Annotated in this window: 22 protein-coding genes; 10 read left to right on the top strand and 12 right to left on the bottom strand. The window is 69.2% G+C overall.

Annotation, left to right across the window (positions count from 1 at the left end; genetic code table 11):
* The first annotated feature begins 66 nt into the window (after positions 1 to 66).
* From ABZ345_RS26240 to ABZ345_RS26230, 3 genes are read left to right on the top strand one after another with little or no spacing between them, the layout of a single operon-like run.
* Positions 67 to 978, top strand: a complete 912-nt coding sequence (locus ABZ345_RS26240; RefSeq protein WP_359853897.1) for an ABC transporter ATP-binding protein — start codon at positions 67 to 69, stop codon at positions 976 to 978.
* Complete coding sequence (locus tag ABZ345_RS26235; protein WP_359853894.1) at positions 975 to 2,018, top strand: ABC transporter permease; 1,044 nt, start codon at positions 975 to 977, stop codon at positions 2,016 to 2,018. The genes ABZ345_RS26240 and ABZ345_RS26235 overlap by 4 nt, the downstream gene beginning before the upstream one ends.
* Positions 2,019 to 2,068: 50 nt before the next feature.
* Positions 2,069 to 2,392: a DUF3817 domain-containing protein gene (locus ABZ345_RS26230; RefSeq protein WP_359853891.1), complete on the top strand. Its 324-nt coding sequence runs from the start codon at positions 2,069 to 2,071 to the stop codon at positions 2,390 to 2,392.
* On the opposite strand, the gene ABZ345_RS26225 is transcribed toward ABZ345_RS26230, so the two are convergent.
* From ABZ345_RS26225 to ABZ345_RS26210, 4 genes are read right to left on the bottom strand one after another with little or no spacing between them, the layout of a single operon-like run.
* A complete protein-coding gene (locus ABZ345_RS26225; protein WP_359853888.1) occupies positions 2,364 to 3,404 on the bottom strand; it encodes a phosphotransferase in 1,041 nt (346 codons plus the stop codon). The genes ABZ345_RS26230 and ABZ345_RS26225 overlap by 29 nt on opposite strands.
* Positions 3,401 to 4,468 (bottom strand): phosphotransferase, encoded by a 1,068-nt coding sequence (locus tag ABZ345_RS26220; protein WP_359853885.1) that lies wholly within the window; start codon positions 4,466 to 4,468, stop codon positions 3,401 to 3,403. The genes ABZ345_RS26225 and ABZ345_RS26220 overlap by 4 nt, the downstream gene beginning before the upstream one ends.
* Positions 4,465 to 5,514: a phosphotransferase gene (locus tag ABZ345_RS26215; protein WP_359853882.1), complete on the bottom strand. Its 1,050-nt coding sequence runs from the start codon at positions 5,512 to 5,514 to the stop codon at positions 4,465 to 4,467. The genes ABZ345_RS26220 and ABZ345_RS26215 overlap by 4 nt, the downstream gene beginning before the upstream one ends.
* Positions 5,515 to 5,546: 32 nt before the next feature.
* Entirely contained in the window at positions 5,547 to 6,044 is a 498-nt protein-coding gene (locus ABZ345_RS26210) for a MarR family transcriptional regulator (RefSeq protein WP_359853879.1), read from the bottom strand.
* A gap of 50 nt (positions 6,045 to 6,094) precedes the next feature.
* Between ABZ345_RS26210 and ABZ345_RS26205 the strand changes: the two genes are divergently transcribed.
* The 4 genes from ABZ345_RS26205 to ABZ345_RS26190 are packed head-to-tail and all read left to right on the top strand — an operon-like array spanning position 6,095 to position 10,056.
* A complete protein-coding gene (locus tag ABZ345_RS26205; protein WP_359853876.1) occupies positions 6,095 to 6,400 on the top strand; it encodes an MTH1187 family thiamine-binding protein in 306 nt (101 codons plus the stop codon).
* A 47-nt stretch (positions 6,401 to 6,447) separates the two neighbouring features.
* Positions 6,448 to 8,250, top strand: coding sequence for a hypothetical protein (locus ABZ345_RS26200; protein ID WP_359853873.1), 1,803 nt, complete (start codon positions 6,448 to 6,450; stop codon positions 8,248 to 8,250).
* Between the two features lie 10 nt (positions 8,251 to 8,260).
* Positions 8,261 to 9,085 carry a hypothetical protein gene (locus ABZ345_RS26195; RefSeq protein ID WP_359853871.1) on the top strand — a complete coding sequence of 275 codons (825 nt, stop codon included), beginning with the start codon at positions 8,261 to 8,263 and terminating at the stop codon, positions 9,083 to 9,085.
* The gene (locus tag ABZ345_RS26190; protein ID WP_359853868.1) at positions 9,082 to 10,056 is read left to right on the top strand and encodes a tetratricopeptide repeat protein; all 975 of its coding nucleotides are present in this window, start codon (positions 9,082 to 9,084) and stop codon (positions 10,054 to 10,056) included. The genes ABZ345_RS26195 and ABZ345_RS26190 overlap by 4 nt, the downstream gene beginning before the upstream one ends.
* Before the next feature lie 27 nt (positions 10,057 to 10,083).
* Here ABZ345_RS26190 and ABZ345_RS26185 read toward each other — a convergent pair whose 3' ends face one another.
* The 5 genes from ABZ345_RS26185 to ABZ345_RS26165 form a co-directional block, all read right to left on the bottom strand.
* Complete coding sequence (locus tag ABZ345_RS26185; protein ID WP_359853865.1) at positions 10,084 to 10,743, bottom strand: response regulator transcription factor; 660 nt, start codon at positions 10,741 to 10,743, stop codon at positions 10,084 to 10,086.
* Complete coding sequence (locus tag ABZ345_RS26180; RefSeq protein WP_359853862.1) at positions 10,731 to 11,933, bottom strand: histidine kinase; 1,203 nt, start codon at positions 11,931 to 11,933, stop codon at positions 10,731 to 10,733. Before ABZ345_RS26180 ends, ABZ345_RS26185 begins: the two co-directional genes overlap by 13 nt.
* Positions 11,934 to 12,201: 268 nt before the next feature.
* Positions 12,202 to 12,417: a hypothetical protein gene (locus tag ABZ345_RS26175; RefSeq protein WP_359853859.1), complete on the bottom strand. Its 216-nt coding sequence runs from the start codon at positions 12,415 to 12,417 to the stop codon at positions 12,202 to 12,204.
* Between the two features lie 37 nt (positions 12,418 to 12,454).
* Positions 12,455 to 13,249 carry a metalloregulator ArsR/SmtB family transcription factor gene (locus tag ABZ345_RS26170; RefSeq protein WP_359853856.1) on the bottom strand — a complete coding sequence of 265 codons (795 nt, stop codon included), beginning with the start codon at positions 13,247 to 13,249 and terminating at the stop codon, positions 12,455 to 12,457.
* A 32-nt stretch (positions 13,250 to 13,281) separates the two neighbouring features.
* Positions 13,282 to 14,724 (bottom strand): neutral zinc metallopeptidase, encoded by a 1,443-nt coding sequence (locus ABZ345_RS26165; protein ID WP_359853853.1) that lies wholly within the window; start codon positions 14,722 to 14,724, stop codon positions 13,282 to 13,284.
* A 182-nt stretch (positions 14,725 to 14,906) separates the two neighbouring features.
* Between ABZ345_RS26165 and ABZ345_RS26160 the strand changes: the two genes are divergently transcribed.
* From ABZ345_RS26160 to ABZ345_RS26150, 3 genes are read left to right on the top strand one after another with little or no spacing between them, the layout of a single operon-like run.
* Positions 14,907 to 15,497, top strand: a complete 591-nt coding sequence (locus ABZ345_RS26160; protein ID WP_359853850.1) for a DUF6230 family protein — start codon at positions 14,907 to 14,909, stop codon at positions 15,495 to 15,497.
* Positions 15,488 to 15,910 carry a DUF6114 domain-containing protein gene (locus tag ABZ345_RS26155; RefSeq protein ID WP_359853847.1) on the top strand — a complete coding sequence of 141 codons (423 nt, stop codon included), beginning with the start codon at positions 15,488 to 15,490 and terminating at the stop codon, positions 15,908 to 15,910. The genes ABZ345_RS26160 and ABZ345_RS26155 overlap by 10 nt, the downstream gene beginning before the upstream one ends.
* Positions 15,907 to 16,635, top strand: a complete 729-nt coding sequence (locus tag ABZ345_RS26150) for a hypothetical protein (RefSeq protein ID WP_359853844.1) — start codon at positions 15,907 to 15,909, stop codon at positions 16,633 to 16,635. Before ABZ345_RS26155 ends, ABZ345_RS26150 begins: the two co-directional genes overlap by 4 nt.
* A gap of 64 nt (positions 16,636 to 16,699) precedes the next feature.
* Here ABZ345_RS26150 and ABZ345_RS26145 read toward each other — a convergent pair whose 3' ends face one another.
* The 3 genes from ABZ345_RS26145 to ABZ345_RS26135 form a co-directional block, all read right to left on the bottom strand.
* The gene (locus ABZ345_RS26145) at positions 16,700 to 18,070 is read right to left on the bottom strand and encodes a neutral zinc metallopeptidase (RefSeq protein WP_359853841.1); all 1,371 of its coding nucleotides are present in this window, start codon (positions 18,068 to 18,070) and stop codon (positions 16,700 to 16,702) included.
* Positions 18,071 to 18,833: 763 nt separating this feature from the next.
* Entirely contained in the window at positions 18,834 to 21,203 is a 2,370-nt protein-coding gene (gene glgB / locus ABZ345_RS26140) for a 1,4-alpha-glucan branching protein GlgB (RefSeq protein WP_359853839.1), read from the bottom strand.
* 3 nt (positions 21,204 to 21,206) lie between these two features.
* Positions 21,207 to 22,517 carry an aminoglycoside phosphotransferase gene (locus ABZ345_RS26135; protein ID WP_359853836.1) on the bottom strand — a complete coding sequence of 437 codons (1,311 nt, stop codon included), beginning with the start codon at positions 22,515 to 22,517 and terminating at the stop codon, positions 21,207 to 21,209.
* Positions 22,518 to 22,525 lie beyond the last annotated feature (8 nt).

Here is a 22,525-nt window from a genome sequence, read left to right as displayed (position 1 = left end):
CGACTTCACGGCGACTTTCGTCGTTTCGCCACGTGAACCACCCCTCGCTGACCTAACGTCCCGGCCATGACAGAGGAACGGTCGGCGGTCGTGGTGCGGGACATCCGCAAGAGCTACGGCGAGCTGAAGGCGGTGGACGGTGTCTCGTTCACCGTGGCCGAGGGCGAGTTCTTCGGCATCCTGGGGCCCAACGGCGCGGGCAAGACCACCACCCTCGAGATAATCGAGGGACTGCGCAAGCCCGACAGCGGCGAGGTCACGCTGCTCGGCGAGACCCCGTGGCCGCGCAACGTGAAGCTGCTGCCGCGCATCGGCGTGCAGCTGCAGGCGACGGCGTTCTTCGACAAGCTGACCGCCAAGGAGCAGCTGCAGACGTTCGGCTCGCTCTACGGCGTGAGCCCCGGCACCGCGGCGGACATGCTGGAGCTGGTCGGTCTCGCGGACAAGGCGAACGAGCAGGAGAACAAGCTCTCCGGCGGTCAACGCCAGCGCCTCTCGATCGCGTGCGCACTGGTGCACGACCCGGACATCGTGTTCCTCGACGAACCGACCGCGGCGCTCGACCCGCAGGCCCGGCGCAACCTCTGGGACGTGCTGCGCGCGATCCAGGAACGCGGCAAGACCATCGTCTACACCACGCACTACCTCGACGAGGCCGAGATCCTCTGCGACCGGGTGGCCATCATGGACACCGGCAAGATCCTCGCTCTGGACCCGCCCGCGGTGCTGGTGCGCGGCCTCGACGCGCCCACTCACGTGACGCTGCAGAAGGGCGTGCTGTCGGTGGTCGACGCTTCCGCTTTGGACGGTGTCGACGAGGCGCACGAGAACGAGGTGTCGCTGACGATCTCGACCCGCCGCCCCGCGCCCGTGCTGTCCGCGCTGGCCGAACGCGGTGCGCTCGACGGCCTTCAGGTCCGCACGGCCACCCTCGAAGACGTCTTCCTCAACCTGACCGGGCGGGAGTACCGCGCATGACCGCGTTCAAGACGCTCTCGCTGGCGATGTTCAAGGGGTTCATCCGGGACAAGGTGACGCTGTTCTTCACCTTCCTGTTCCCGTTGATGTTCCTCGTCATCTTCGGCCTGATCCTGCGCGACGTCGGCGCCGACAAGACCAAGATCGCGGTGGTCGGCGACGGCCCGATCGTCAGCGCTCTGCGCGACAGCGGTGCGCTGGAGCTCGAGTCGTACAACGACGAGAGTGCCGCCGTGCAGAAGGTGAAGGACGGCGACCTGCCCGCCGCGCTGATCATCCGCGGGCAGCAGCTCGACGTCCGGTTCGCGCAGAGCGACCAGGTGAAGTCCGCGACCGTGCTCGGCATCGTCAACGGGTTCGTGGACAAGGCGAACCTCGCCGCGACCGGTCAGCCGCCGAAGTTCACGTTCGTGGCGGAGAAGGTCGAGGACGCCTCGCTCAAGCCGATCCAGTTCCTGACGCCCGGCATCCTGTCCTGGGGTGTGGCGGTCTCGGCGGTGTTCGGTGCGGCGCTCACCCTGGTGTCGTGGCGGCGAAAGCAGGTGCTGCGGCGGATCCGGCTGGCACCCGTCTCCGCGACTTCCGTGCTGTCGTCCCGGATTCTCGTCAGCGCGGGTGTCGCGCTGGTGCAGGGTGCGGTCTTCGTCGGCGTCGCGTCGCTGCCGGTGTTCGGGTTGAAGCTGGCCGGGTCGTGGTGGCTCGCGATTCCGTTGCTGCTGCTGGGAACCATCGCGTTCTTCGCGCTCGGCATGCTGGTCGGCGCGTTCGCCAAGACGGAGGAAGCGGCGTCCGCGGCGGCGAACATCGTCGTGCTGCCGATGGCGTTCCTGTCCGGCACGTTCTTCCCTGTCGACCAGGCACCCGCGTGGCTGCAGACCGTGTCGAAGATCTTCCCGTTGCGGCACATGAACGACGGCATGCTCGACGTTCTGGTGCGCGGCAAGGGGATCGACGCGCTGGTGCTGCCCTCGGCGATCCTGGTCGGGTTCGCACTCGTTGTCGGGTTCATCGCGAGTCGCGTCTTCAAATGGGAGGAATAGGACAGGGCCGGTAGTCGTGTGCTCCCCGTCACGGTTCATGATGGGGAGCCATGACGTTCTCCAGCGTTGCCGGGCGGTTCCGCATCTTCGCGCTCGCCGAGGCGGTCTCCTGGGCGGGCCTGCTGCTCGGGATGTTCTTCAAGTACGTCGTCGTGCAGAACGAGATCGGCGTCAAGATCTTCGGCCCGATCCACGGCGTCGTCTTCGTCGGCTTCGTGCTCGTCACGCTGATGGCGAAGGAGCCGCTGAAGTGGGACGCGCGCACGCTGGTGCTCGGCCTGCTCTCGAGCATCCCGCCGTTCGGCACGATCGTCTTCGAGCGCTGGGCGAACCGGACGGGCCGTCTTAGCGAAGCAGTTCCAGAACAGCTCTGAGCTCGTCCTGCGGGTCGCCCTCGTGGTAGATCCGCTCGGATTTCTCGATGTTGTCCAGAAACTGCTGGTACTTCACCGCGTTGTGCAGGTGTGCGGCTCGGCGGGCGACGTCGAGCGCTTCGAGCGGGCGGCTGTCCGGGCGGTGCTCGAGCCACGCCTCGCACCACACCCGAGTGATCACATCGCGCAGTTCGGGGCTGTACTCGATCACCCGGCACGCGTCGAACGCCGGGTGACCCCACACGGCGTCGGACCAGTCGATGACCTCGCCGCTCGCCCGCCAGTTGCCGGGGTGGAAGTCGCCGTGCGTGAGCGTGTCGGGCAGCCCGAACGACGGCATGGGCACCGGCGTCGGGCGGATCCGCGGCGCGCCGGCCAGCGCGTTCTGCACGGCCACCCAGCGCGGGATGATCATCTCGACGTGCTCGGGCCCGAGCGGCCAGCACTTGTCACCCGGTGCGTCGCCCAGCAGCACGCGTTGCGGCGCCGAAGCGATCACCTCGGGCACCAGGGTCGGGTCGTGCGCGGCCACCATCCTGATCACCGCGCCCTCGTCGGCGAAGAACGACGGAATCGCCTTCAGCCACACCGGTCCGGTGGCGGTGGGCAGCCGGTGGACGGTCGAGAGGTTCCACGTGCGGACCTGGACCGCCGGTCCGGTGCGCTCGATCTGAGTGTCGGCCCACGCCACCAGCTCCGCAGGCCCGCCGGGTCGCGCGTACGGCTGCCTGTGCCGGGCGTTCGCGCTGGGTTCCCACGAGGGGTGGAGCTTCGTGCGATCGGGTTCGCCGTGCGCCTCGACGTGGTAGGTGACCAGGCCGCCGCTCATCATCCCGCCGTTCTCGACGGAGATCAGCCTGAGCACGCTCGTCCGGACACCCAGGAGTGCTTCGAGCGCCTCGTTGACGGGTTCGACGTGGTTCCAGTCGCCGGAGGGCATGGGCAGCGCGTCGGTGCGGCCGGCGAACCCGTAAGGGGCGCTGACCAGGGCGATGATCGACCGCGACGTCATGGGGTGGTCACCGCCCTGAGCGCGGCGTGCAGCGCGGACGCCGGCCGGTTCTGGTGGTAGACCCGCTGGGAGTCCTCGGCCTCGTCGAGAACCTCCTGGTACTTCACTGCGCGCTGCAGGCGCGAGGCGCGGAGGGCGGTGTCGAGGGCTTCGTGCGGGCGGCTGTCCGGGCGGTGCCGCAGCCACGCCTCGCTCCACACCTTCACGACGTGGTGGTACATCGGGGTGTACGGGAACCAGTCCAGCAGCCGGCCCACGTCCAGTGCGGGGTGACCCCACTTCGCGTCGGACCAGTCGATGATCATGCCGTTGGCCATCCAGTTGTCGGGGGTGAAGTCACCGTGCACCACCGTTTCCGGCAGCCCGAACGACGGCATCGCCACCGCGGCCGGTCGCAGCCGGGGCTCACTGGCCAGTACGTGCTGCACCGCGACCCAGCGCGGCACTATCAGGTCGATGTGCTCGGGCTTGACCATCCAGCAGTTGCCTCCAGGTGCATCGCCGAGCAGCACTCGGTGCGGCGCGGAGGCGATCACCTCGGGCACCAGCGTCGGGTCGTGCGCGGCCACCATCTCGATCACCGCGGCCTCCTCCTGCAGGAACGGCGGAACGGCCTTGAGCCACGCGGTGCCGTCGGCGGTGGGGATCCGGTGCAGGCTCGACAGGTGCCAGGTCCTCACCTGGACCGCGGGTCTGGTCCGTTCGATCTTGGTGTCGGCCCAGGAGAGGAGTTCCGCGGGTCCGCCGAGCCGCGCCCAGGGCATCCGGCGCGGGGCGTCGGCTTCGGGTTCTTCCGCGGCGTGGAGGTGCCTGCGGACGTGCACGCGCTCGGGCTCGCGGAGCGCCTCGACGTGGTAGGTGACCTCGCCTCGCCACCCCGGTTCGCCACCCGTCGCGGAGATCAGCCTGAGCACGGTCGTCGGCACGTGCAGCAGAGGTTCGAGCGCCTCGTTCACCGACTCGGCGTCCCACCACCACTCACCCCTGACCGGGATGACTTTCTTGGTGCGGCCCACGAACCCGCTGGGCGTGCTGACCACGGCGATGATCGTCCGGCCCGTCACGAGGTCACCAGTCGCAGCGCGGCCCTGAGCTCGTTCGCGGGGTCGTCGCGGTGGTAGATCTGCTCGGAGTCCTCGATGTTGTCGAGGAACTCCTGGTACTTGACCGCGTTCAGCAGGTGCGACGCGGCACGGGCGGCGTCGAGGGCTTCGAGCGGCCGGCTGTCCGGGCGGTGCCGCAGCCACGCCTCGCTCCACACGCGACGGACCAGGTCGTGCAGCTGCGGCGGGCAGAACCCCATCAGCCGGGCCGCGTCCAGGGCGGGGTGGCCCCACACCACGTCGGCCCAGTCGATGACCACGCCGCTGTCGAACCAGTTGCCGGGGTGGAAGTCGCCGTGCACCAAGGTCTCCGGAAGCCCGAACGACGGCATCGGCGCCGCCGACGGCCGTACCTGGGGCTCACCGGCCAGCGCGTGCTGCACCGCGACCCAGCGCGGCAGGATCTGCTCGACGTGCTCCGGCTTGACGTTCCAGCAGTCCTCGCCGGGCGCCTCGGCGAGCAGGACGCGGAACGGTGCCGAGGCGATCACCTCGGGCACCAGGGTCGGGTCGTGCGTGGCGACCATCTTGATCACCGCGGCCTCGTCGGCGAAGAACGGCGGGACGGCCTTGAGCCACACGGGCCCGGTGCGGGTGGGCAGCCTGTGCACGGTCGAGAGGTTCCACGTGCGGACCTGGACGGCCGGGCCGGTGCGTTCGATCTCGGCGTCGGCCCACGTGACCAGCTCGGCCGGTCCGCCCAGCCGAGCCCACGGCAGCCTGCGCGGGGCGTCCGCCTCAGGTTCCTCAGCCGGGTGCAGGTGCGTCCGGTCCGGTTCGCCGTGCGCCTCGACGTGGTAGGTGACCAGGCCGCCGCCGGGAGGTGACTCGCTGTTCTCGACGGAGATCAGCCGCAGCACGCTCGTCGGCACGCCCAGCAGGTGTTCGAGAGCCTCGTTGACGGGTTTGACGTCGCTCCACCACGGACTCGCGACCGGAATGGGCCCGGTGCGGCCCGCGAACCCGCTGGGGGCGCTGACCAACGCGATGATCGACCGTTCCGTCACGCGACCATCATCGCGGCGCCCTCAACCGGATTTCAGTCCTCGAAGTCGCCGCTCGCCCGGCGGACCTTCGCCAGCAGGTCGGTGAGCTGCTCGGTCTGGCGGTCGGTCAGGCCCTTGAGTCCCAGGTTGACCTCGACGACCGCGGCGGTGGCGTTCTCGCGGCGCTGCAGGCCAGCGTCGGTGATCTCCACCAGCGTGGTGCGGCGGTCGGTCGGGTGCGGGGTGCGGCGGACCAGGCCGTCGCTCTCCAGCCTGTCGACGATGTTCGTCACCGAGGTCGGGTGCAGCTGCAGGCGCTCGCCCATGACCCGCATCGGCAGCGCGCCCTTGCGGGAGAAGTAGAGCAGCACCAACGCCTCGTAGCGCGCGAACGTCAGTCCGTGCGGTTTGAGGGCTGCGTCCACGGCGGACTGGATGATTTGCTGGACACGCATGACGCTCGTGACGGCCGCCATCGAGGTGGCCGAACCAACGCGCTCGTCCCACAGTTCGGCCGCGCGGGCGATCGGATCGAACGGCAGCGGTGTCATGGGGACCGAAGCTACCAGTCAGTACGTCCAGGGATCATCAGGAGGCTCGTGTGCTTGTCGCGTTCAGCGTTGCTCCGTCCGCATCGGACTCGTCGGGAAGCGTCGCCAAGGCCGTGGCCGAGGCCGTGCGGATCGTGCGGGAGTCGGGTCTGCCCAATGAGACGAACGCGATGTTCACCTTGATCGAGGGAGAGTGGGACGAGGTGATGGACGTGGTCAAGCGCGCCACCGAAGCCGTGCAGGCCAGCGCCCCGCGGGTCTCGCTCGTGCTCAAGGCAGACATCCGGCCCGGTCACACGAACCAGCTCAGCGCCAAGGTGCGACGGGTTGAGGAGCACCTCTCCGACACGCCATGATCGTGCTCCGCCGCTGACCGTTTGGTCGTTGAGCGGAGGCGCACCTCGTGAGAGTCGTGATCACCCTGCTGGCCGCGTTGCTGGCGGTCGTGCCGTCGGCGCACGCCGGGCCGTCCACCAGGTGGGACAACATCGGCCCGAACGGCGCGGGCGGGTACCTGGCGTTCGCCAAGAACGTCGCCTACGTGCTGCCGGGCGCGGGCCAGCAGGTGTTCCGGTCCGATGACCGGGGCCGCAGCTGGCGGCAGGGACGGTTGTTCCCGGAGATGCGCGGCAACGGGCTGGCCGCTGATCCGTCCCGTCCCGACAGCGTGCTGGTGGCCGGGTACGAGGGTGGCGGCGGTGCCGGGACCGTGCTGCGGTCCGTCGACGGCGGGCTGTCCTTCGCGGTGGCTCTGCGGACACCTTCCGAGGTGCAGGACGTCGCTTTCGGCGGTGGGTTCTCGTACGCGGCTACCGCAGAGGGCGTCTATCGCGGGGCCGGCGGGCTCGGGTGGTCGTTGCTGCCGGGGTCGCCCGCTGACGCCGAGGACGTGCAGGTCGTGGGTCCGGACGTCCTCGTGGCGGCCGGTGGCGTCGTGCACGTGCTGCGGTCCGGGAAGTGGTCGGTGTCCGACGTGCCGGCGGACAAGATCAGCTCGCGCGGCGACGTCGTGGTGGCGCGGAAGTTCAGCGGTGGGGTGCACCTGTCTTCGGACCGCGGCAAGTCCTGGCGTGCGCTGTCTGGTCCGTGGACGTCGTCGTGGATCTTGTACGGCGGGATCACGGCCAACGGCTGGATTCAGGTGCAGACGCTGGACGGGCACTTCATCAGCGCGGACATGGGTGCCACGTGGAAGCGCACCGACGCGTTGTCGACGGTCGACGTCTACACCGAGATCGGCAGCTTCCCGGACATGCCGGACTGGCAGTGGGTCTACGGGTCCGGTGGCGTCTACGCGACCGCTGATCACGAGCACTTCAAGCGGGTCGGGGTGCCCGGGGCGCACGTGCTGTCGCTGGCGGTGTCGGGGCGGTCTCTCCTCGCCGGGACGATGCAGGGGTCGTACCGGACCGATCTGCCCGTCGCCTCGCAGGAGTGGGACTTCGACGGGTCGGCGCCGCTGGCGATCGGGAACCGGATCGGGGCGCTGGCGGCTCGGGACGGGGTCGTGCTGCGCGGGCGCAACGGGTACCGCGGGTCGCAGGACACGATCTTCGTGGAGCGGTCGCTGGATTCGGGCCGCACGTGGGTCACGACCGCTGAGATGCCGGGCAACACGCGGTCGCTGGTTTTCGACCCGAGGTTGCCTGCTCGGGTTTACCTGGGTGCTTACCTGATCAACGCGTTTTACGTGTCTGTGGACGGTGGGGTCTCGTTCGTGCAGCGGGTGCACGCTTCGTTGCGCGGGATCAAGACCATTGCGGCCGATCCGTCCGGAATCTGGCTCGCCGACGCCGGCGGGCTCTACCGGTCGGTCGACGCCGGTGTTTCGGTGAAGCAGGTGTTGCCAGGACGGATGAACTCGGTGCTGGTCGATCCGCGCGATTCCCGGCACGTTGTCGCCGTTGGGCAGAACTCGGTGTTCGTGTCGTTCAACGGGGCTTCTTTTGTCGAGGTGCCCAACGTTTCGGCCGAGCAGTTGTCCGCGATCGCCATCGCGCCCAATGGTGTGCTGTATTTGGGCTCGATCTCGTTCTCGGGCTCCAGCAAGGGTGTGCTGCGGTCTTTGAACGGCGGACGTTCGTGGACCGTGTTCGGCGGGCCGGACGTGGAGCGCGGGGTCGAGGCGTTGCTCGTTTCCACGGATGGCCGAACGCTCTACGCCGGGACGGTGAGTGGATCCGTGCACCGGCGTTCGCTGGGTTAGCGTGTCGGGCGTGGACGCGAGGCAACTGTGGTTGAGGTTCGAGCCTTACCACGACGTCACGTACTTCACGCCCGAGTCCCGCGCCGCGACCGACGCGCTGGGCTGCAAGGGCGGTTGGATGGGCTACTTCGGCATGCGCGCCGCGCCTTTGGGTGCCGCGTCACCGGAGCTGGTGACGGCTGTCTTCTACAACTTCGCCCCGCGCAAGGTGGCGCGCGCTCTGCCGGACGCGTGGGCGGTCGCCTCGCCCGCCGATTTCCTCCGCGCGCGTCTGGAAGGGGCCGACCTGGCATTGCGCCGGATGCTGGGTTCCGTCGACACGCCTGAGATCGAGGAAGCCGCAACGCTTGCTCGTGCCGCGGCTTTGGCAGTTGATGTAGCTGGACGTCCGCTGGCCGCCGCTAACCGTGCGTTGCCGTGGCCATCTGCTCCGCATCTGGCCTTGTGGCACGCGTGCACGATCTTGCGCGAGGCCCGCGGCGATGGTCACGTCGCTTCTTTGGTGGCTCACGGCGTGGGCCCGTGCCAAGCGCTTGCGCTTTATGCGCGAGAGCATTCCCTCGATCCGGCATACATGCGTGCCGCGCGTGGTTGGACCGAGGAAGAATGGGAAGCCGTTTCGGATGTGCCCGGCGACCTTCCGGCGGTGGAGCGTGCAACTGATGCCGCTGCTCTGGCGCCGTGGGAAGCGTTGGGTGCCAGTCGTACGTCGCGGTTCATCGACCTGATGACGCCGCTTGCTCTACGCATCGCTTCGGCCAACGAGGCGATGCGCGTCAACCCGATGGCCCTGGACCCGGTCCGGGAACTAGCCGTGCCAGGATGGAACACGTGACAAGGCCTGATCCTCGCAAGACCGCCGCACTGTCCGCCGCTCTCTCAGGCGCCGTCGACCTAGGTGCCCTGAGGGCCCGAGCCGACGCCGCCCGCACGGCCGCCGCGACCCCCGCCGCCGCCTCCGGCTCCGGCTCTGCCGACAACGGGTCCGCGCCGTGGATCGTGGACGTCACCGAAGCCTCGTTCCAGGCAGTGGTCGAGCAGTCCCTGCAGGTGCCCGTGGTGGTGCTGCTCGGCGCTTCCTACTCGCCGGAGTCGCAGCAGCTGGCCGCGTCGCTGACCCGGCTGGCCACCGCGTCGGGCGGCTCGTGGATTCTCGCGCGGGTCGACCTCGAGCAGGCGCCGCGGATCGGGCAGGCGTTCGGCGTTCAGTCCGTGCCGACGACCGTGGCCGTTGCCGCTGGTCAGCCCATTGACGCTTTTGCCGGGCCCATCGACGACGCCGAGCTGTCGGCGTGGGTGGCCCGGTTGCTGGACGCTCTGCGGGAGCGGCTGCCCGGGATTCGCGCCGGCGAGGCGCGGGCAGGGGTTCCCGCTGCCGCCGAGGAAGACATCATCGAGGACCCGCTGATCGTCGCCGCCGAGGAGGCGTTCGAGCGCGGGGACTACGCGGCCGCTCAGGGGTACTACTCGCAGATCCTCGCTTCGGAGCCTGGGAACGAGCTGGCCAAGGAAGGGCTGGCGCAGGCCCGGTTCGCCGAGCGGGCCGAAGGGGTCGACCCCGCGGTGATCGCGAAGGCCGACGGGGCGCTGGACGACATCGACGCCCAACTGGCCGCCGCGGACGCGCAGGTGGCGTTGCAGCAGGTCGAAGAGGCGTTCAAGCGGCTGGTGGACACGGTTCGGCGGGTCTACGGAGATGACCGGGATCGGGTCCGGCAGCACCTCGTGGGGCTGTTCGAGCTGTTCCCCGCTGATGACGCTCGGGTGGCCGCGGCTCGGCGGAACCTGGCCTCCGCGTTGTACTGAGGCCGTCGGTGGTCGCCGTGCTCGCGGTCAGGCACCGACTCCCAGGAAGTGCAGCACGGCCAGCACCCGGCGGTGATCCGCGTCCGCCTTGGGCAGGTCCAGCTTGGCGAGAATGCTGTTGATGTGTTTGGCGACCGCGCTTTCGCTGACCACCAGCTGGGCGGCGATGCCCGCGTTCGAGCGGCCCTCGGCCATCAGGGCGAGCACCTCCCGTTCGCGGGCCGTCAGCCGGTCCAGCGGATCGCTCGGTCGCCGCACCAGCAGCTGAGCGACCACCTGCGGATCCAGTGCGGTCCCGCCGTTCGCCACCCGGCGCAGGGCCTCGATGAACTCCTCCACGTCCGCCACCCGTTGCTTGAGCAGGTAGCCGACGCCGCTGGTGTTGGTGGCCAGCAGCTCCACGGCGTAGCGCTCCTCGACGTACTGGGAGAGCAGCAGCAGGGCGGTCGACGGGTGGGTGCCGCGGATCGAGAGGGCGGCGCGCACGCCTTCGTCGGTGAAGCCCGGTGGCATTCGGACGTCCACCACGGCGAGGTCCGGGTGGTGCTCCGCCACCGCGGCCAGCAGCTGCCGGGCGTCGCCCACCTCGGCCGCCACCTCGAAGCCCGCCATCTCCACGACCTTGACCAGGCCCATCCGCAACAGCACGGAGTCTTCGGCGATCACCGCGCGCTTCAGCTCTGGCACGGCAGTTCCGCGGTCATCGTGGTCGGTCCCCCCACCGGACTGCTCATCCGGAACGTTCCGTCTACCGATCGCACCCGTTGAGCCAGGCCCGTGAGGCCGCTGCCCTTGCCCGGGTCGGCTCCGCCCAGGCCGTCGTCCGCGATCACCAGGCGCAGTATGTCGGCCAGCCGGGTGACCGTCACGTCCGCCCTGGTCGCCTGCTGCGCGTGCTTGGCGATGTTGGTCAGCGCCTCGGAGACCACGAAGTAGGCGACGGCCTCCACCGGTCGCGGCGGCCGTTCGGGCAGGTCCACCCTCAGGCGCACCGGTAGCGGGGTGCGGGCCGCCAGTCCGGACAGGGCCGCGTCCAGGCCCAGTTCGTCGAGGACCGCGGGGTGCAGGCCGCGGACGAGAGAGCTCAGCTCCTCGATCGCCTCCTTCGCCTCCCGGTGTGCCGTGTCGATCACCTCACGTGCCTCCGGCGGCAGGTCGAGGGTGGCCTTGGCCAGGCCCAGGTTCAGCGCCAGGGACACCAGACGTTGCTGTGCGCCGTCGTGCAGGTCGCGTTCGATGCGGCGCCGTTCCGCGTCCGCGGCGTCCACCGTGCCGGCCCGGCTCTCGGTGAGGTCCTCGACGCGGCGGGCCAGGTCCTCTTCCCTGCTGCGGCCGAGCAGTGCGGGGACAACCTGGCTCTCCAGGCGCACCAGGGCGGCGGCGGTGCTCGGGACGGCGGCCAGCGCCACCACCCCTGCCACGGAGATGTAGGCCGCCGTCTGGCTGGAGCCGACTCGCCACTGCCAGGGGAGCGCGTAGATCCACACCGAGGTCAGCGACGCCGTCACTGCCGCCACCAGCAGACCGGTCACCAGCGCTTCCAGGCTGCCCAACAACGCTCCGGCCAGGCCGTGATAGCCGAACTGACGCCACGACCGGCGCCAACCGGAGTGCGGGATGTCGATGCCCAGCAACTGCCGGAAACGCCAGCGCTGGGCGATGGTCAACGCCGGCACGCACAACGCCAGCAGAGCCACCAGGACGCCCAGGATCACCGGCGCGCTGCTGTCCCCGCCGCCGATGATCTCCCAGACGACACCGAAGATCATGAACAGCAGGAACCCCGTCAGGAGGTGCAGCGGTGCCCCCAGCGCGAGGAAGGCCGTGTCGCGGGTCACGCGGGTGAGCGCTCGCCGCAGCCGGGGAAGGATCTTCACGGGACTGACCGTAGGCGCTGGTCGGACGGCCTGCCATGAGGCTGGCATCCGCACCGGGGGTGTATCTGGTGCCACCCCGGGACGGACAGCCGTGTTACTGACTCCGGGAGACGGAGATCGCAGGGTTGATCACGAGCCCGACGGCCGGGTTCGTGACAACGGAAGCGATCTCCGACATGGCCTTCGGTTCCCCTCTTGCCAGCAACGCCAACCGCTGGCGTGGCCGGGTGCTCCTGGGTGCGGGGCTCGGGTTGCTGCCCTGGCTCGGCTACCTGGCCGGCACCCTGGCGCCCGCCGAGGCCGTCGCGTGGGTCGTCCTCGACGGACTGGAGGCCGTCGCGTTGCTCACCGCAGGAAGTCGTCTGGTGCGCGGCGATGCCCGGTACCCCGCTCCCGCGGCCGCCGCGGCGGTGCTGCTGCTCGCGGACGCCTGCATCGACCTCGCCACCGCCACCGGACCGGAACTGGCTGTCGCCGTTGCCATGGCTGTGGTGGTGGAACTGCCCCTCGCGACCCTGTGCCTATGGACGGCGGCGTTCCAGCATGACGGTGTCTCGCCACACGCCGTGGTGCTGGGCGATTCGCTCGCGCACGCCCACGGTTCGGAAGCCCGCCTTGTGGTGCAGGGCGAGGCTGGCCCGGTTCTCGGGGAAGATCGAGGTCTGGAGAGTCCACAGGCCGTCGGCGTCGGCCGAGGAGACCTGGTGGTGCAGCAGGGTTTTGCCCACACCGCGGCCCTGGCACGACTCGGCCACGTAGATCGACGTCTCGACCACGCCGGCGTAGCACTCGCGCGCGGAGACCGGGGTGGCCGCGGCCCATCCCGCGATGGTGCCGTCCAGCATCGCGATCCAGCGGTGGTCCGGGAGCCACTTGGACTCCAGGGTGCGGCGGGACGGGACTTCGGTTTCGAAGGTGGCGTTGCCCGTGGCGATGCCCTCGCCGTAGATGCGGCGGACGTCGGCCCAGTCCGAGGAGGTCATCGCGCGCATCGTCACGCCCGGCATGGGACGGACCGTGCCCGTGGTCAGGGCGCCCATCACCGCGTCGGCGGCGTTGGGCAGCCCGGTGCAGCAGGCCGGGTTGATGGTGACGAGGGTGGTCGTGCCCTCGCGCTGGACGTGGACGAAGCCGACCTCGGCCAGCTTGCGGACGTGGTGGGAGCAGGTGGACTGGCTCACGCCCAGCAGGGTGGTCAGCTCGCCGATGGTGACCGCGCCCGGCGCCGAGGCCACGTGGTGCAGCAGACGGACGCGGGTGGGATCGGACAGGGTCGAGAACCACGATGCGTAGGTGGTTGCTTCGTCGGTCAGCACACGTCGAGTATCGACGCGCGTCGATCGAATAATCAAACTGAATACTTTTTGACGCAGTAGCCGAAGCCTCGGTAGAAGCCGTCGCTGAAGGCTTCCACGCGAGCGAAGCCCGAGGGGACGGCTTTGCCGTTCACGTCCGCCGCGATGAGGCTGTCGTCGGCCAGGAGTTCAGCGACCGCCTCGTCCAGGTCGCCGGGGGACAGGCGCAGGCCCGCGGCGGGCTCGGGGCGGTTGGTGAGGCCTGCCCAGCCGCCGGTCAGGCAGGCGGTGCGCTGGCCCGCGGCGTCGTCGTCGAGCTTGAACCCGGTGGCGTGCTGGATCGACAGGGAGAAGCGGGACGCGATCACGGCGAACGCCGCGAAGTCGCCGATGCCGCCCTTCGCGCCCTTCTTGGGCGGGGTGCCGACCTTGACCAGGGACGGCAGGTCCAGCTGGATCTCGTTCAGGGCCGGGCAGTAGGACGCCGGGGAGGTGGTCTGGGCGTCGGTGCAGGACTTGATGCCCGCCTTGTCGAACGCCGGGAAGGCCGCGCCGCTCGACTTGTAGGCGTCGCGGAGGGACTCCTCCAGGGCCTTGAGGTACTTGTCCTGGTTGACCTGGGCGTTACCCCGGCCCTGGCCCTGGTCGGAGTCGGAGAGGTCGAACGGGCGCTCGGTGATGCGCTTGTCGATCTCGGCCTCGTTCATCTCGGCGCACCGGGTGGCGCCGCGCGTGAAGCCGAACTGGAAGGCCGAGACGCGGTCGAACGCGCTGCCGTGGGCGCCCTGCTTCTCGAACGAGGTGCCCGCGGCGTCGCGGATGAAGAACATGGTCTGCAGGACCTGGTTGAGGCCTTCGCCGGTGCTGAGCTCGAAGTGCTTGGACTTGCCCTCGGCGATCCAGCGCATGAAGACGCCGGTGTAGCAGTCGGCCTGCTGCTCCTTGACGATCGACGGGGTGTTGGCGCCGATGTTGGAGGCCGGGCCGAGCTTGTACTGAACGGCGTGGCCCATCTCGTGGGCGAGAACGGTCACCACGGCCATCGAGCCGAACGAGTCCCTGAGCATCGGGAGCAGCTCGCCCCGGTCCCACGTGATGCTGTCGTCGAGCGCACAGTAGAAGGCGTTGGCGACGCCCGCGGTGTTGAGCTTGCAGACCTCGACGCCCTTGCCGTTCGAGTCGTAGGAGATGAAGCGCTTCACCGGCTCGAAGGTCTTGCCGGGGAACGACCGGGGGATCTCGCCCTTCCAGAACTCCTGGACGTCGGCGAGCGTGTTGATGGCCAGCTGGTCCATCTCGCCGCCGTCGCCGTTCTCGACGCTCAGGTCGGCGTCCGGGACGCCCTGCCTGGTGCCGGAGGGGCCGTTGGAGATCTCGAGGCCCGCGACCTTCGCAGGGTCGGGGCGTTCGCCCTTCGGCGTGCCCTCGACCACGGTCGCGCAGGCCGTCAGGGCCGCGGCCGCGGCCAGTGCCACGGCGATTCGTCCGATGCCCATGAGGCGGAACAGTACTAACAGTGGTTCAGGCGAGTTGCGCAAGGACCAGGGGCCAAACGTGAAACGTCCTCACCCCCTGGGGTGATTTCAAGACTGCACGGACTCGTTTTCGTTGTCTCACCGATGTTTCGGAGCGCACAGTCCCACCCTGCAAGCCTTCGGTGTGGAAGGAGTTTGGCGGTATGGGTAGAACGCGCTGGGCACGGTTCGTCGGGGTGCTCGGTATCGGTGCCGTTGGTGCTGGTGCCCTCCTCTTCGGCATGTCCCAGGGAGCGCTGGCAGCATCGTTCGCGGTGTCCGGCCAAGATTTCAAGGTGTCCTCCGACTACCTGGACGGCAAGGGATTCGTCCAGTTCGGCGGAGTGGACGCGGGTGCCGGCCAGGTGCACGTGGTCGCGGTCAGCGGCTTCAAGACCGCCTCGCTGAACAAGTTCTGTCAGTCGGTGTTCGTCGCCAACATGCCGATCGTGGGCGATGTGACGATGCGCATCACCGCGGACGGCGTCGGCGGCATGTCGGCCGACAACCTGGTCGTCAACCTGACCGACCTCTCCGGTGACCTGGAGCTGGGCGCTCCGGACATCGGCGTCGACGCGGGCAAGGTGTCCAAGGGACCGGACGGCCTGCGCGGCCTGCCGGGCTCGTTCGGTCTGCAGGCCGACTCGGCGAAGATCACCGGGCTCAAGCAGACCGCATGGTCCACCACGGCTCAGACCATCAGGTTCAAGGGCATGAACCTGACCATTCGCCAGGGGAAGCAAGAGTGCTTCTGAGGGTCTGGCGCGGCTTCACCGCGTGGCGACGTGGCCGGCCCTTCTGGGCCGGCCTGTTCGTAGCCGCAGGCGCGTTCATCATCCTGGTTCCGCCGTACGCCAACCTGAAGCTCGGCGACATGGTCATCTCGATCCAGACGCTCGGCGGCGTGTCAGCGCTGCTGATCGGGTCGTTGCTGGCCGTGTGTGCGGTGGCGTTGTGGGTGGCGCCCAAGTTCCGGCTCGCGGCGGGCATCGTCACGGTGCTGCTGTCGCTGGTCGCGCTCGTCGTGACCAACCTCGGCGGCTTCCTGGTCGGCACCATCCTCAGCCTGCTCGGTGGCGCGCTCGCCGTGGCGTGGACGAACGAGCCCAAGAAGCCGAAGAAGGCCAAGAACGGCGCCGAGCCCACCCAGAGGGTCCAACCCACATGATGCGAACACCGCCGATGGCCGCGGTCGCCATGATCGCGGTCCTGGCGTTGCAACCGCCGTCGACCACAGAGCCGCCGCCGGATCCCGGCAGCAGCTCACCGGTTCCGACGACCACCTCGGAGCCACCTCCTGCCTCGAGCAGCAGTGCCACTCCACCGCCGGCGTCGTCGTCCGTGCCGACTCTTCCGCCCAGCACGGAGCCGCCCTCGTCGTCGGCGCCCCCGCCACCGGCCCCTGCCCCGGTGGCGGCGGGAGGGCGTTCGTGGACTCTCACGGCGTCCCAGCTCGACCTCAACGGCCTGAACTTCGTCGGGGTCGTCGACTCCGTGCTGAACGGTCAGGTCATCAAGGTCCTGAAGTTCACGACGCAGGAAATGAAGATCAAGAATCTGGTGCAGACGGCCGATATCCAGCCGGGGTACAAGCTGGTCACCGCGGCGCGCGCGGGCAGCACCTCCACGGTGGACCGCAAGCCGTTGAAGGACCAGAAGGAGCCGCCGCCCATCATCGAGCTGTACACGGTGCAGCTGAAGGGCAACCTGAACCTGCTCGGGTTCAAGATCCCGGTCGACTACACGGCCGCGACCCCGCCGCCCCTGAACGTGCCGATCGTGACGTTCACCGAGGTGACGGTGCGCAACACCGACCTCAAGGGCGGCAACCTGACGATTCCGGGCGCACGGATCTCCGTCGTGTCAGACCAGGCGCCCGTCGAACGGCGCTGACGCCGCACAAAAGCCCTGAAGCCCGCACACGCCCTGAGGCTGTGCGGGCTTCAGTTCGTTCAGGTCAGAGTCCGCACTTCTTCGGGCCCTCGAACACGCCCTCGCGGAACCGCGCCACCCGCGCGAACCCCGGATCCACCGCGTCCTCGCCCTTGGCGTCACGAGCCGCGTAGTCGAACTTCAGCAGCACGGTCACGGCTTCGTCGAAGTCACCCGGCGAGAGGCCGAACGCGCCCTCGCGCTGGAACACCGCGCCCGTGTACGCGCCGGCCAGGCACAGGGCCGCCGCGGAGGCGCTCGCGCCCTCGATCGGCTTGCCCTGCACGGCCAGTTCGGCCAGCGCGTACCGCGTGGCGATCAACGTGCCGGTCGCGTAGTCGCCGAGCTCCTTGTGCAGGAGCGGCAGCTCGTCCTTCGTGTCGATCTTGATGGACTGGTCCGACGGGCAGTACGCGACCGGGCCCTGGTCGCCGGAACAGTTCGGCTCGGTCTGGGTCGCCTCGGCGCGCGGGGTCGGCCAGGTCTTGCCGGCCGCCGTGGCCAGGGTCTTGAAGTAGCCGTCCAGGTCGGGCGTCACGGACTTGAGCATGTCCGCGAACTGCAGGTTGCCGCCGTTCGCGCGGTCGGCGACCGTCGTGAAGGCGCGCTGGGTGAAGGTGCGGTTCTGCACCGACATCGCGCCGCAGAACTTGGTGCCCTGCTCGTAGCCGTCCTGGAAGGCCGCCACGCGGTCGAACGCGCTGCCGTGCGCCTGCTGGTCCTCCGGGGAGGTGCCGACCGGGTCGCGGAACGTGATCAGGGCACCCAGTGCCTTGTCCAGGGCGTCCGTGCCGATGTCGAGGCGGGCGGACTTGCCGTCGGTCACGTTGCGCAGGAACGCGCCCGCGAAGCAGTCGGCCTGCGCCTCGGTGAGGATGGTCGGGTACTTCTCGGGATCGCGGCGCTCGGCCTCGGGCGTGATGCCCATGCGGTTCTGCACGGCGTGCCCGATCTCGTGGGCCAGCACGACGACCACGGCGGCCTCGCCGAAGCGGTCCTGCAGCACCGGGAGCAGCGACGAGCGGTCCCAGGCGATGGCGTCGGCGGCCGGGCAGTAGAACGCGTTGCCCTCCACGTCGGAGGCCTTCTGGGTGCACGGCGGCGGCTTCGCGGTGGCGTCCTGCGTGTCGACGGAGTAGTAACCGCCGCTCAGCTTCTTCCACGGCTTGCCGAACGTCGCCTGGAACGACTTCGTCCAGAACTCGTCGATGTCGGTGAGAGCGGTGGCGGCCAGCTTGTCGGTCGGGCCGTTGTCCGTGCCCCGGACCTGGACGGTCTCGGTGGACGCCTCCTTCTTCACCACCTTGGCGGCACGCGGGCGGCCGGGCACCTGCGCGGTGCAGCCCACCGCGAGCAGGGCGGTGACGACGATCAGCGCGATGCTGCGGAGCGGCATGAAGCCATTGTGCCTGTCGCGCGGCTTGAGGGGCGTCCTACTCGGCGAACTCAGGCGCATACAGAGGCCAACGTGCGGCGGACTGATCAGGTTCACCGGGCCGCAGTCCATCAGCGGACTTACATTTCCACCTGTGCGCGAATTGCTGTGCGCCGCGCTGCTCCTTCTGGGCCCTGCGACCTCGCCTTCCTGGCCAGGGGCCGATCCGATCATGCCCGGCTGCATCGGAGGCATCGCGCCGAACCCGCGCACAGGCGTGATCACCTGGCCCGGCACCGTCGAATCCACTCTCGAAGCGATCCCCGGCGGCGTCTACGACCTGTCCGTCTGGGCGGGCAGCAGGAAGCCAGGCCCGACGACCGCGATCGGGCTCCGGTTCGCCGACAAGAACGGCATCCGGACCGGACGGACCTACGCCCGCTGGCCACAGCAGAACAAGCGCTACAACAACTACGGCATGATCGCGCCCCAGAACGCCGCAACTGTCCGGTTTTTCGCCACGACGACCACGGAGATCCACTGGGACTGCGTGTTCCTCAGGGTGTCCGCCTATGACCTGAAGCTCGAAGCCGGGCCGGACACGCTGACGATCACCGTCACCAACACCGGCAGTGAGCCGCTGACCAGCCTGAAGCTCACTGGCTGCCCCGACGACAAACCGTTCGACCTGAAAGACCAGGTCGTCCGCACCTGTACCGGGAGAGCACCGGCCACAGCGAGAGTGTCCGGCGCGCTCTACTGGAACGGAGCGCTGCCGGACAGATCAGTCAGTCTCGCCCTCGGTGACCAGATCAGCCTTGGCTTTGGTGGCCGGAGCGATCTTGGGTTCGGTGACCGGAGCGATCTCGGGTTCGGTGACCGGAGCAGTCTCGGCTTCGGAGACCACATCGGCTTCGGTGGCCACCACCGCCTCGGCCTCGGCGATCACGTCGGTCTCGGCTTCGGCGACGGCCACGGCCTCGGTCACGGCGACAGCCTCGGGCGCGGTGTCGGGAACCAGCCACAGCACACCGGACGGCGGTAGCTGCAGCACGGCGGAGTACGGCCGCCCGTGCCACGGCCTGGCCTCGGCCTCGACACCACCGAGGTTGCCCACACCAGAACCGCCGTAGTGCGCGGCGTCGGTGTTCACGAGCTCCTTCCACCACCCGGCGGAAGGCAGGCCGACCCGGTAGTCGTGGTGCGGCATCCCGGCGAAGTTCGCCACGCACGCCAGCGTCGAGCCGTCCTCACCGACCCGCAGGAACGTCAGCACGTTGCCCGCCGAGTCGTTCGCGTCGATCCACTGGAACCCCTCCGGCGTCACGTCGTGCGAGAACAACGCCGCCGACGTCCGGTACACCCTGTTCAGGTCGCGCATCAACGACTGGATGCCCTGGTGCAGGCCACCCTGCTCGACGAGGTGCCAATCCAGCGAACGGGACTCCGACCACTCCTGCTGCTGCCCGAACTCGCCGCCCATGAACAGCAGCTGCTTGCCCGGATGCGCCCACATGAACGCCAGCAGCGACCGCACCCCGGCGGCCTTGTTCCAGTCGTCACCCGGCATCCGCTGCCACAGCGAACCCTTGCCGTGCACCACCTCGTCGTGTGACAGCGGCAGCACGAAGTTCTCGCTCCACGCGTACACCAGCGAGAACGTCATCTCGTTGTGGTGGAACGACCGGTGGATCGGCTCGCGCGACAGGTAGTGCAGCGTGTCGTGCATCCAGCCCATGTTCCACTTGAACCCGAACCCGAGCCCGCCCAGATGCGTCGGCCGCGTCACGCCGGGCCACGCCGTCGACTCCTCGGCGATCATCACCACACCGGGGTGCCGCCGGTACACGGTCGCGTTCAGCTCCTGCAGGAACCGCACGGCGTCGAGGTTCTCCCGGCCGCCGAACTCGTTGGGCAGCCACTGGTCCGCCGGCCGCGAGTAGTCGAGGTAGAGCATCGACGCGACCGCGTCCACCCGCAGGCCGTCGAGGTGGAACTCCTCGATCCAGAACAGCGCGTTGGCCACGAGGAAGTTCCGGACCTCGTTGCGCCCGAAGTCGAAGACGTACGTGCCCCAGTCGAGCTGCTCACCACGCCGCGGGTCGGCGTGCTCGTACAGCGGCGTGCCGTCGAACTTCGCGAGCGCCCAGGCGTCCTTCGGGAAGTGCGCGGGCACCCAGTCGACCAGCACGCCGATGCCGCGCTGGTGCAGGGTGTCCACGAAGTACCGGAAGTCGTCCGGCGACCCGAACCGCGAGGTCGGCGCGTAGTACGAGGTGACCTGGTAGCCCCACGAACCGCCGAACGGGTGCTCGGCGACGGGCAGCAGCTCCAGGTGCGTGAAGCCCATGTCCTCGCAGTAGTCCGCGAGCTCGGTGGCCAGCTCCCGGTAGCCGAGACCCGGCTTCCACGACCCGAGGTGGACCTCGTAGATCGACATCGGCGCGTTCGACCACTGGGTGGCCTCGCGCCGCGCTTCCCACTCCGCGTCCTGCCACTGGTACTCGGACCGCGTGACGACCGAGGCGGTCTGCGGCGGCTTCTCCGTCGCGAACGCCATCGGGTCGGCCTTCTCGTGCCAGACCCCGTTCGCGTCGAGGATCCGGAACTTGTACCGCGAGCCCACGGGGACGTTCGGCAGGAACACCTCCCAGACGCCCGAAGAACCCATGGAGCGCAAGGGATTCGCGCGTCCGTCCCAGCCGTCGAAGTCGCCCGTCACGCGCACGCCGCGCGCGTTCGGCGCCCACACCGCGAACGAGACACCGGTGATGTCGCCGGAAGCCGTTTCGTAGCAACGGACGTGCGCGCCGAGCACGTCCCACAGCCGTTCGTGCCGGCCCTCGCCGATCAGGTGCAGGTCCAGCTCGCCCACGGTCGGCAGCCACCGGTACGGGTCGTCGACCTCGACCGTGCGGTCGCCGTAGGACACCAGCAACCGGTAGTCGCCGGGTGCTTCCGGCAGCTCGCCCTCGAACAGGGCGTCGGCGATGCGTGGCAGCTCGACCTGCTTGTCACCCCACGAGACCGCTACGGATGTCGCGCCGGGCCGCAACGCCCGTGCGATCACCTTGTCGCCATCGGTGTGCACACCCAGTACCGAGTGCGGGTCGTGGTGCGCGCCGGACAGGAGTCGGTCCAGGTCGGCCTTCACGGCTTACTCTCCTCCAGAAGTCATCCGGGCGATCGACGACAGCGGAACCGTCAACCACTCCGGCCTGTTGGCGTGCTCGTAAGCGACCTCGTAGACCGCCTTGTCCAGCTCGAACGCGCGCAGCAGGTGCGCGTTGTCCCGCGGGTCGGCCGCCACCTCGGCGTACCCGTCGCAGAACGCCGCCCGGTTGCGCTTCGTCCACTCCATCGCGCGGTACGCGAGCTGGTCGTCGTCGGGCCGGCCGACGAGCAGCTGCCGTGCCGCGTAGTCGAACGACCTCAGCATCCCCGCCACGTCGCGCAACGGCGACCGCAGCGCGTGGCGCTCGGCGACGCCTGCCGCCGGCTCGCCCTCGAAGTCGATCAGCAGCCAGCCGTGCACGGTCCGCAGCACCTGGCCCAGGTGCAGGTCGCCGTGGACGTGCTGGATCGGGATCGGGCCGACGTGCTTGCGCGCTTCCTCGAACGTGACGCGCAGCGCGTCCTCGTAGCGGCCCAGCTCCGGCACCGACTCCAGCACGGTGTCCAGGCGCTTCTGCATGCCCTCGATGGCCTGCGAGATGGCGTCCTCGTCCGCCATCCGCGTCCCGAGGGCCAGCGCCAGGTCGGCGTGCACCTTCGCGACGGCGTGGCCGAGCCGTTGCGCCTCGCCGGCGAAGTCGCCACCGACCTCGTCCGCGTGCAGATCCGCCTCGGCCATCAGGTCGCGCACCGAGGTCTTGGCCATGTCCCAGCCCTCGACCGCGTCCGGCAGGAACTCCTGCAGCATCGCGAGCGTGACGGGTTCACCGTCCACTTCGGTCGAGATCGACCCGAGCGGCTGCGCGATGTGCTCGCACCCGACCGAGCGCAACGCCCGGTGCATCACCAGGTCGCGGTTCTCGCCGTGCGCGAGCTTGCGGAAGATCTTCAGGATGTACTGCTGGCCGTAGATCAGCGACGTGTTGGACTGCTCGACGCCGATCGCCCGGCCTCGCAGTCCGGTGCGCAGCTCGACGCCGGGTTCGTGCGCGAACACGATGCCGTCGTCACGGGCGCCCGCCGCGATCTTGGTGAGTAAGACGTGGTTGTGGTCGGGGTCGAGCAGCACGTCCCACGAGCCGTCGGACAGGCTCAGCGCGCCCTGGTAGCTCTCCGTGCGGCCGGGCTGGGCCACCTCGAAGATCAGGTGCACCAGGTCGTCGCCGACCATGGTGATCCGGAGTGGACGGACGGCGGTGATCGGCTTGTCCTTGCCGCCGAACCACCGCTCGGTGACGAGCAGGTTGGGGAGCGTCGCGACCAGCTTGTCGACTAGTTCCTGGGGTTCGAGCACGCGCGGAG

The sequence above is a fragment of the Lentzea sp. NPDC005914 genome (assembly GCF_040629405.1).
Classification (GTDB): Bacteria; Actinomycetota; Actinomycetes; order Mycobacteriales; family Pseudonocardiaceae; genus Lentzea.
This window is presented reverse-complemented; position numbering and strand designations above follow the sequence as displayed.

Bases quoted from the DNA above. Each gene is read 5' to 3' on its own strand.
- ABZ345_RS26210 (WP_359853879.1), bottom strand. From the start codon at position 6,044: ATGACACCGCTGCCGTTCGATCCGATCGCCCGCGCGGCCGAACTGTGG.
- ABZ345_RS26240 (WP_359853897.1), top strand. From the start codon at position 67: ATGACAGAGGAACGGTCGGCGGTCGTGGTGCGGGACATCCGCAAGAGC.
- ABZ345_RS26165 (WP_359853853.1), bottom strand. From the start codon at position 14,724: ATGGGCATCGGACGAATCGCCGTGGCACTGGCCGCGGCCGCGGCCCTG.
- ABZ345_RS26145 (WP_359853841.1), bottom strand. From the start codon at position 18,070: ATGCCGCTCCGCAGCATCGCGCTGATCGTCGTCACCGCCCTGCTCGCG.
- ABZ345_RS26175 (WP_359853859.1), bottom strand. From the start codon at position 12,417: ATGGCAACGGCGACAGCCAGTTCCGGTCCGGTGGCGGTGGCGAGGTCG.
- ABZ345_RS26230 (WP_359853891.1), top strand. From the start codon at position 2,069: ATGACGTTCTCCAGCGTTGCCGGGCGGTTCCGCATCTTCGCGCTCGCC.
- ABZ345_RS26150 (WP_359853844.1), top strand. From the start codon at position 15,907: ATGATGCGAACACCGCCGATGGCCGCGGTCGCCATGATCGCGGTCCTG.
- ABZ345_RS26235 (WP_359853894.1), top strand. From the start codon at position 975: ATGACCGCGTTCAAGACGCTCTCGCTGGCGATGTTCAAGGGGTTCATC.
- ABZ345_RS26160 (WP_359853850.1), top strand. From the start codon at position 14,907: ATGGGTAGAACGCGCTGGGCACGGTTCGTCGGGGTGCTCGGTATCGGT.
- ABZ345_RS26225 (WP_359853888.1), bottom strand. From the start codon at position 3,404: ATGACGTCGCGGTCGATCATCGCCCTGGTCAGCGCCCCTTACGGGTTC.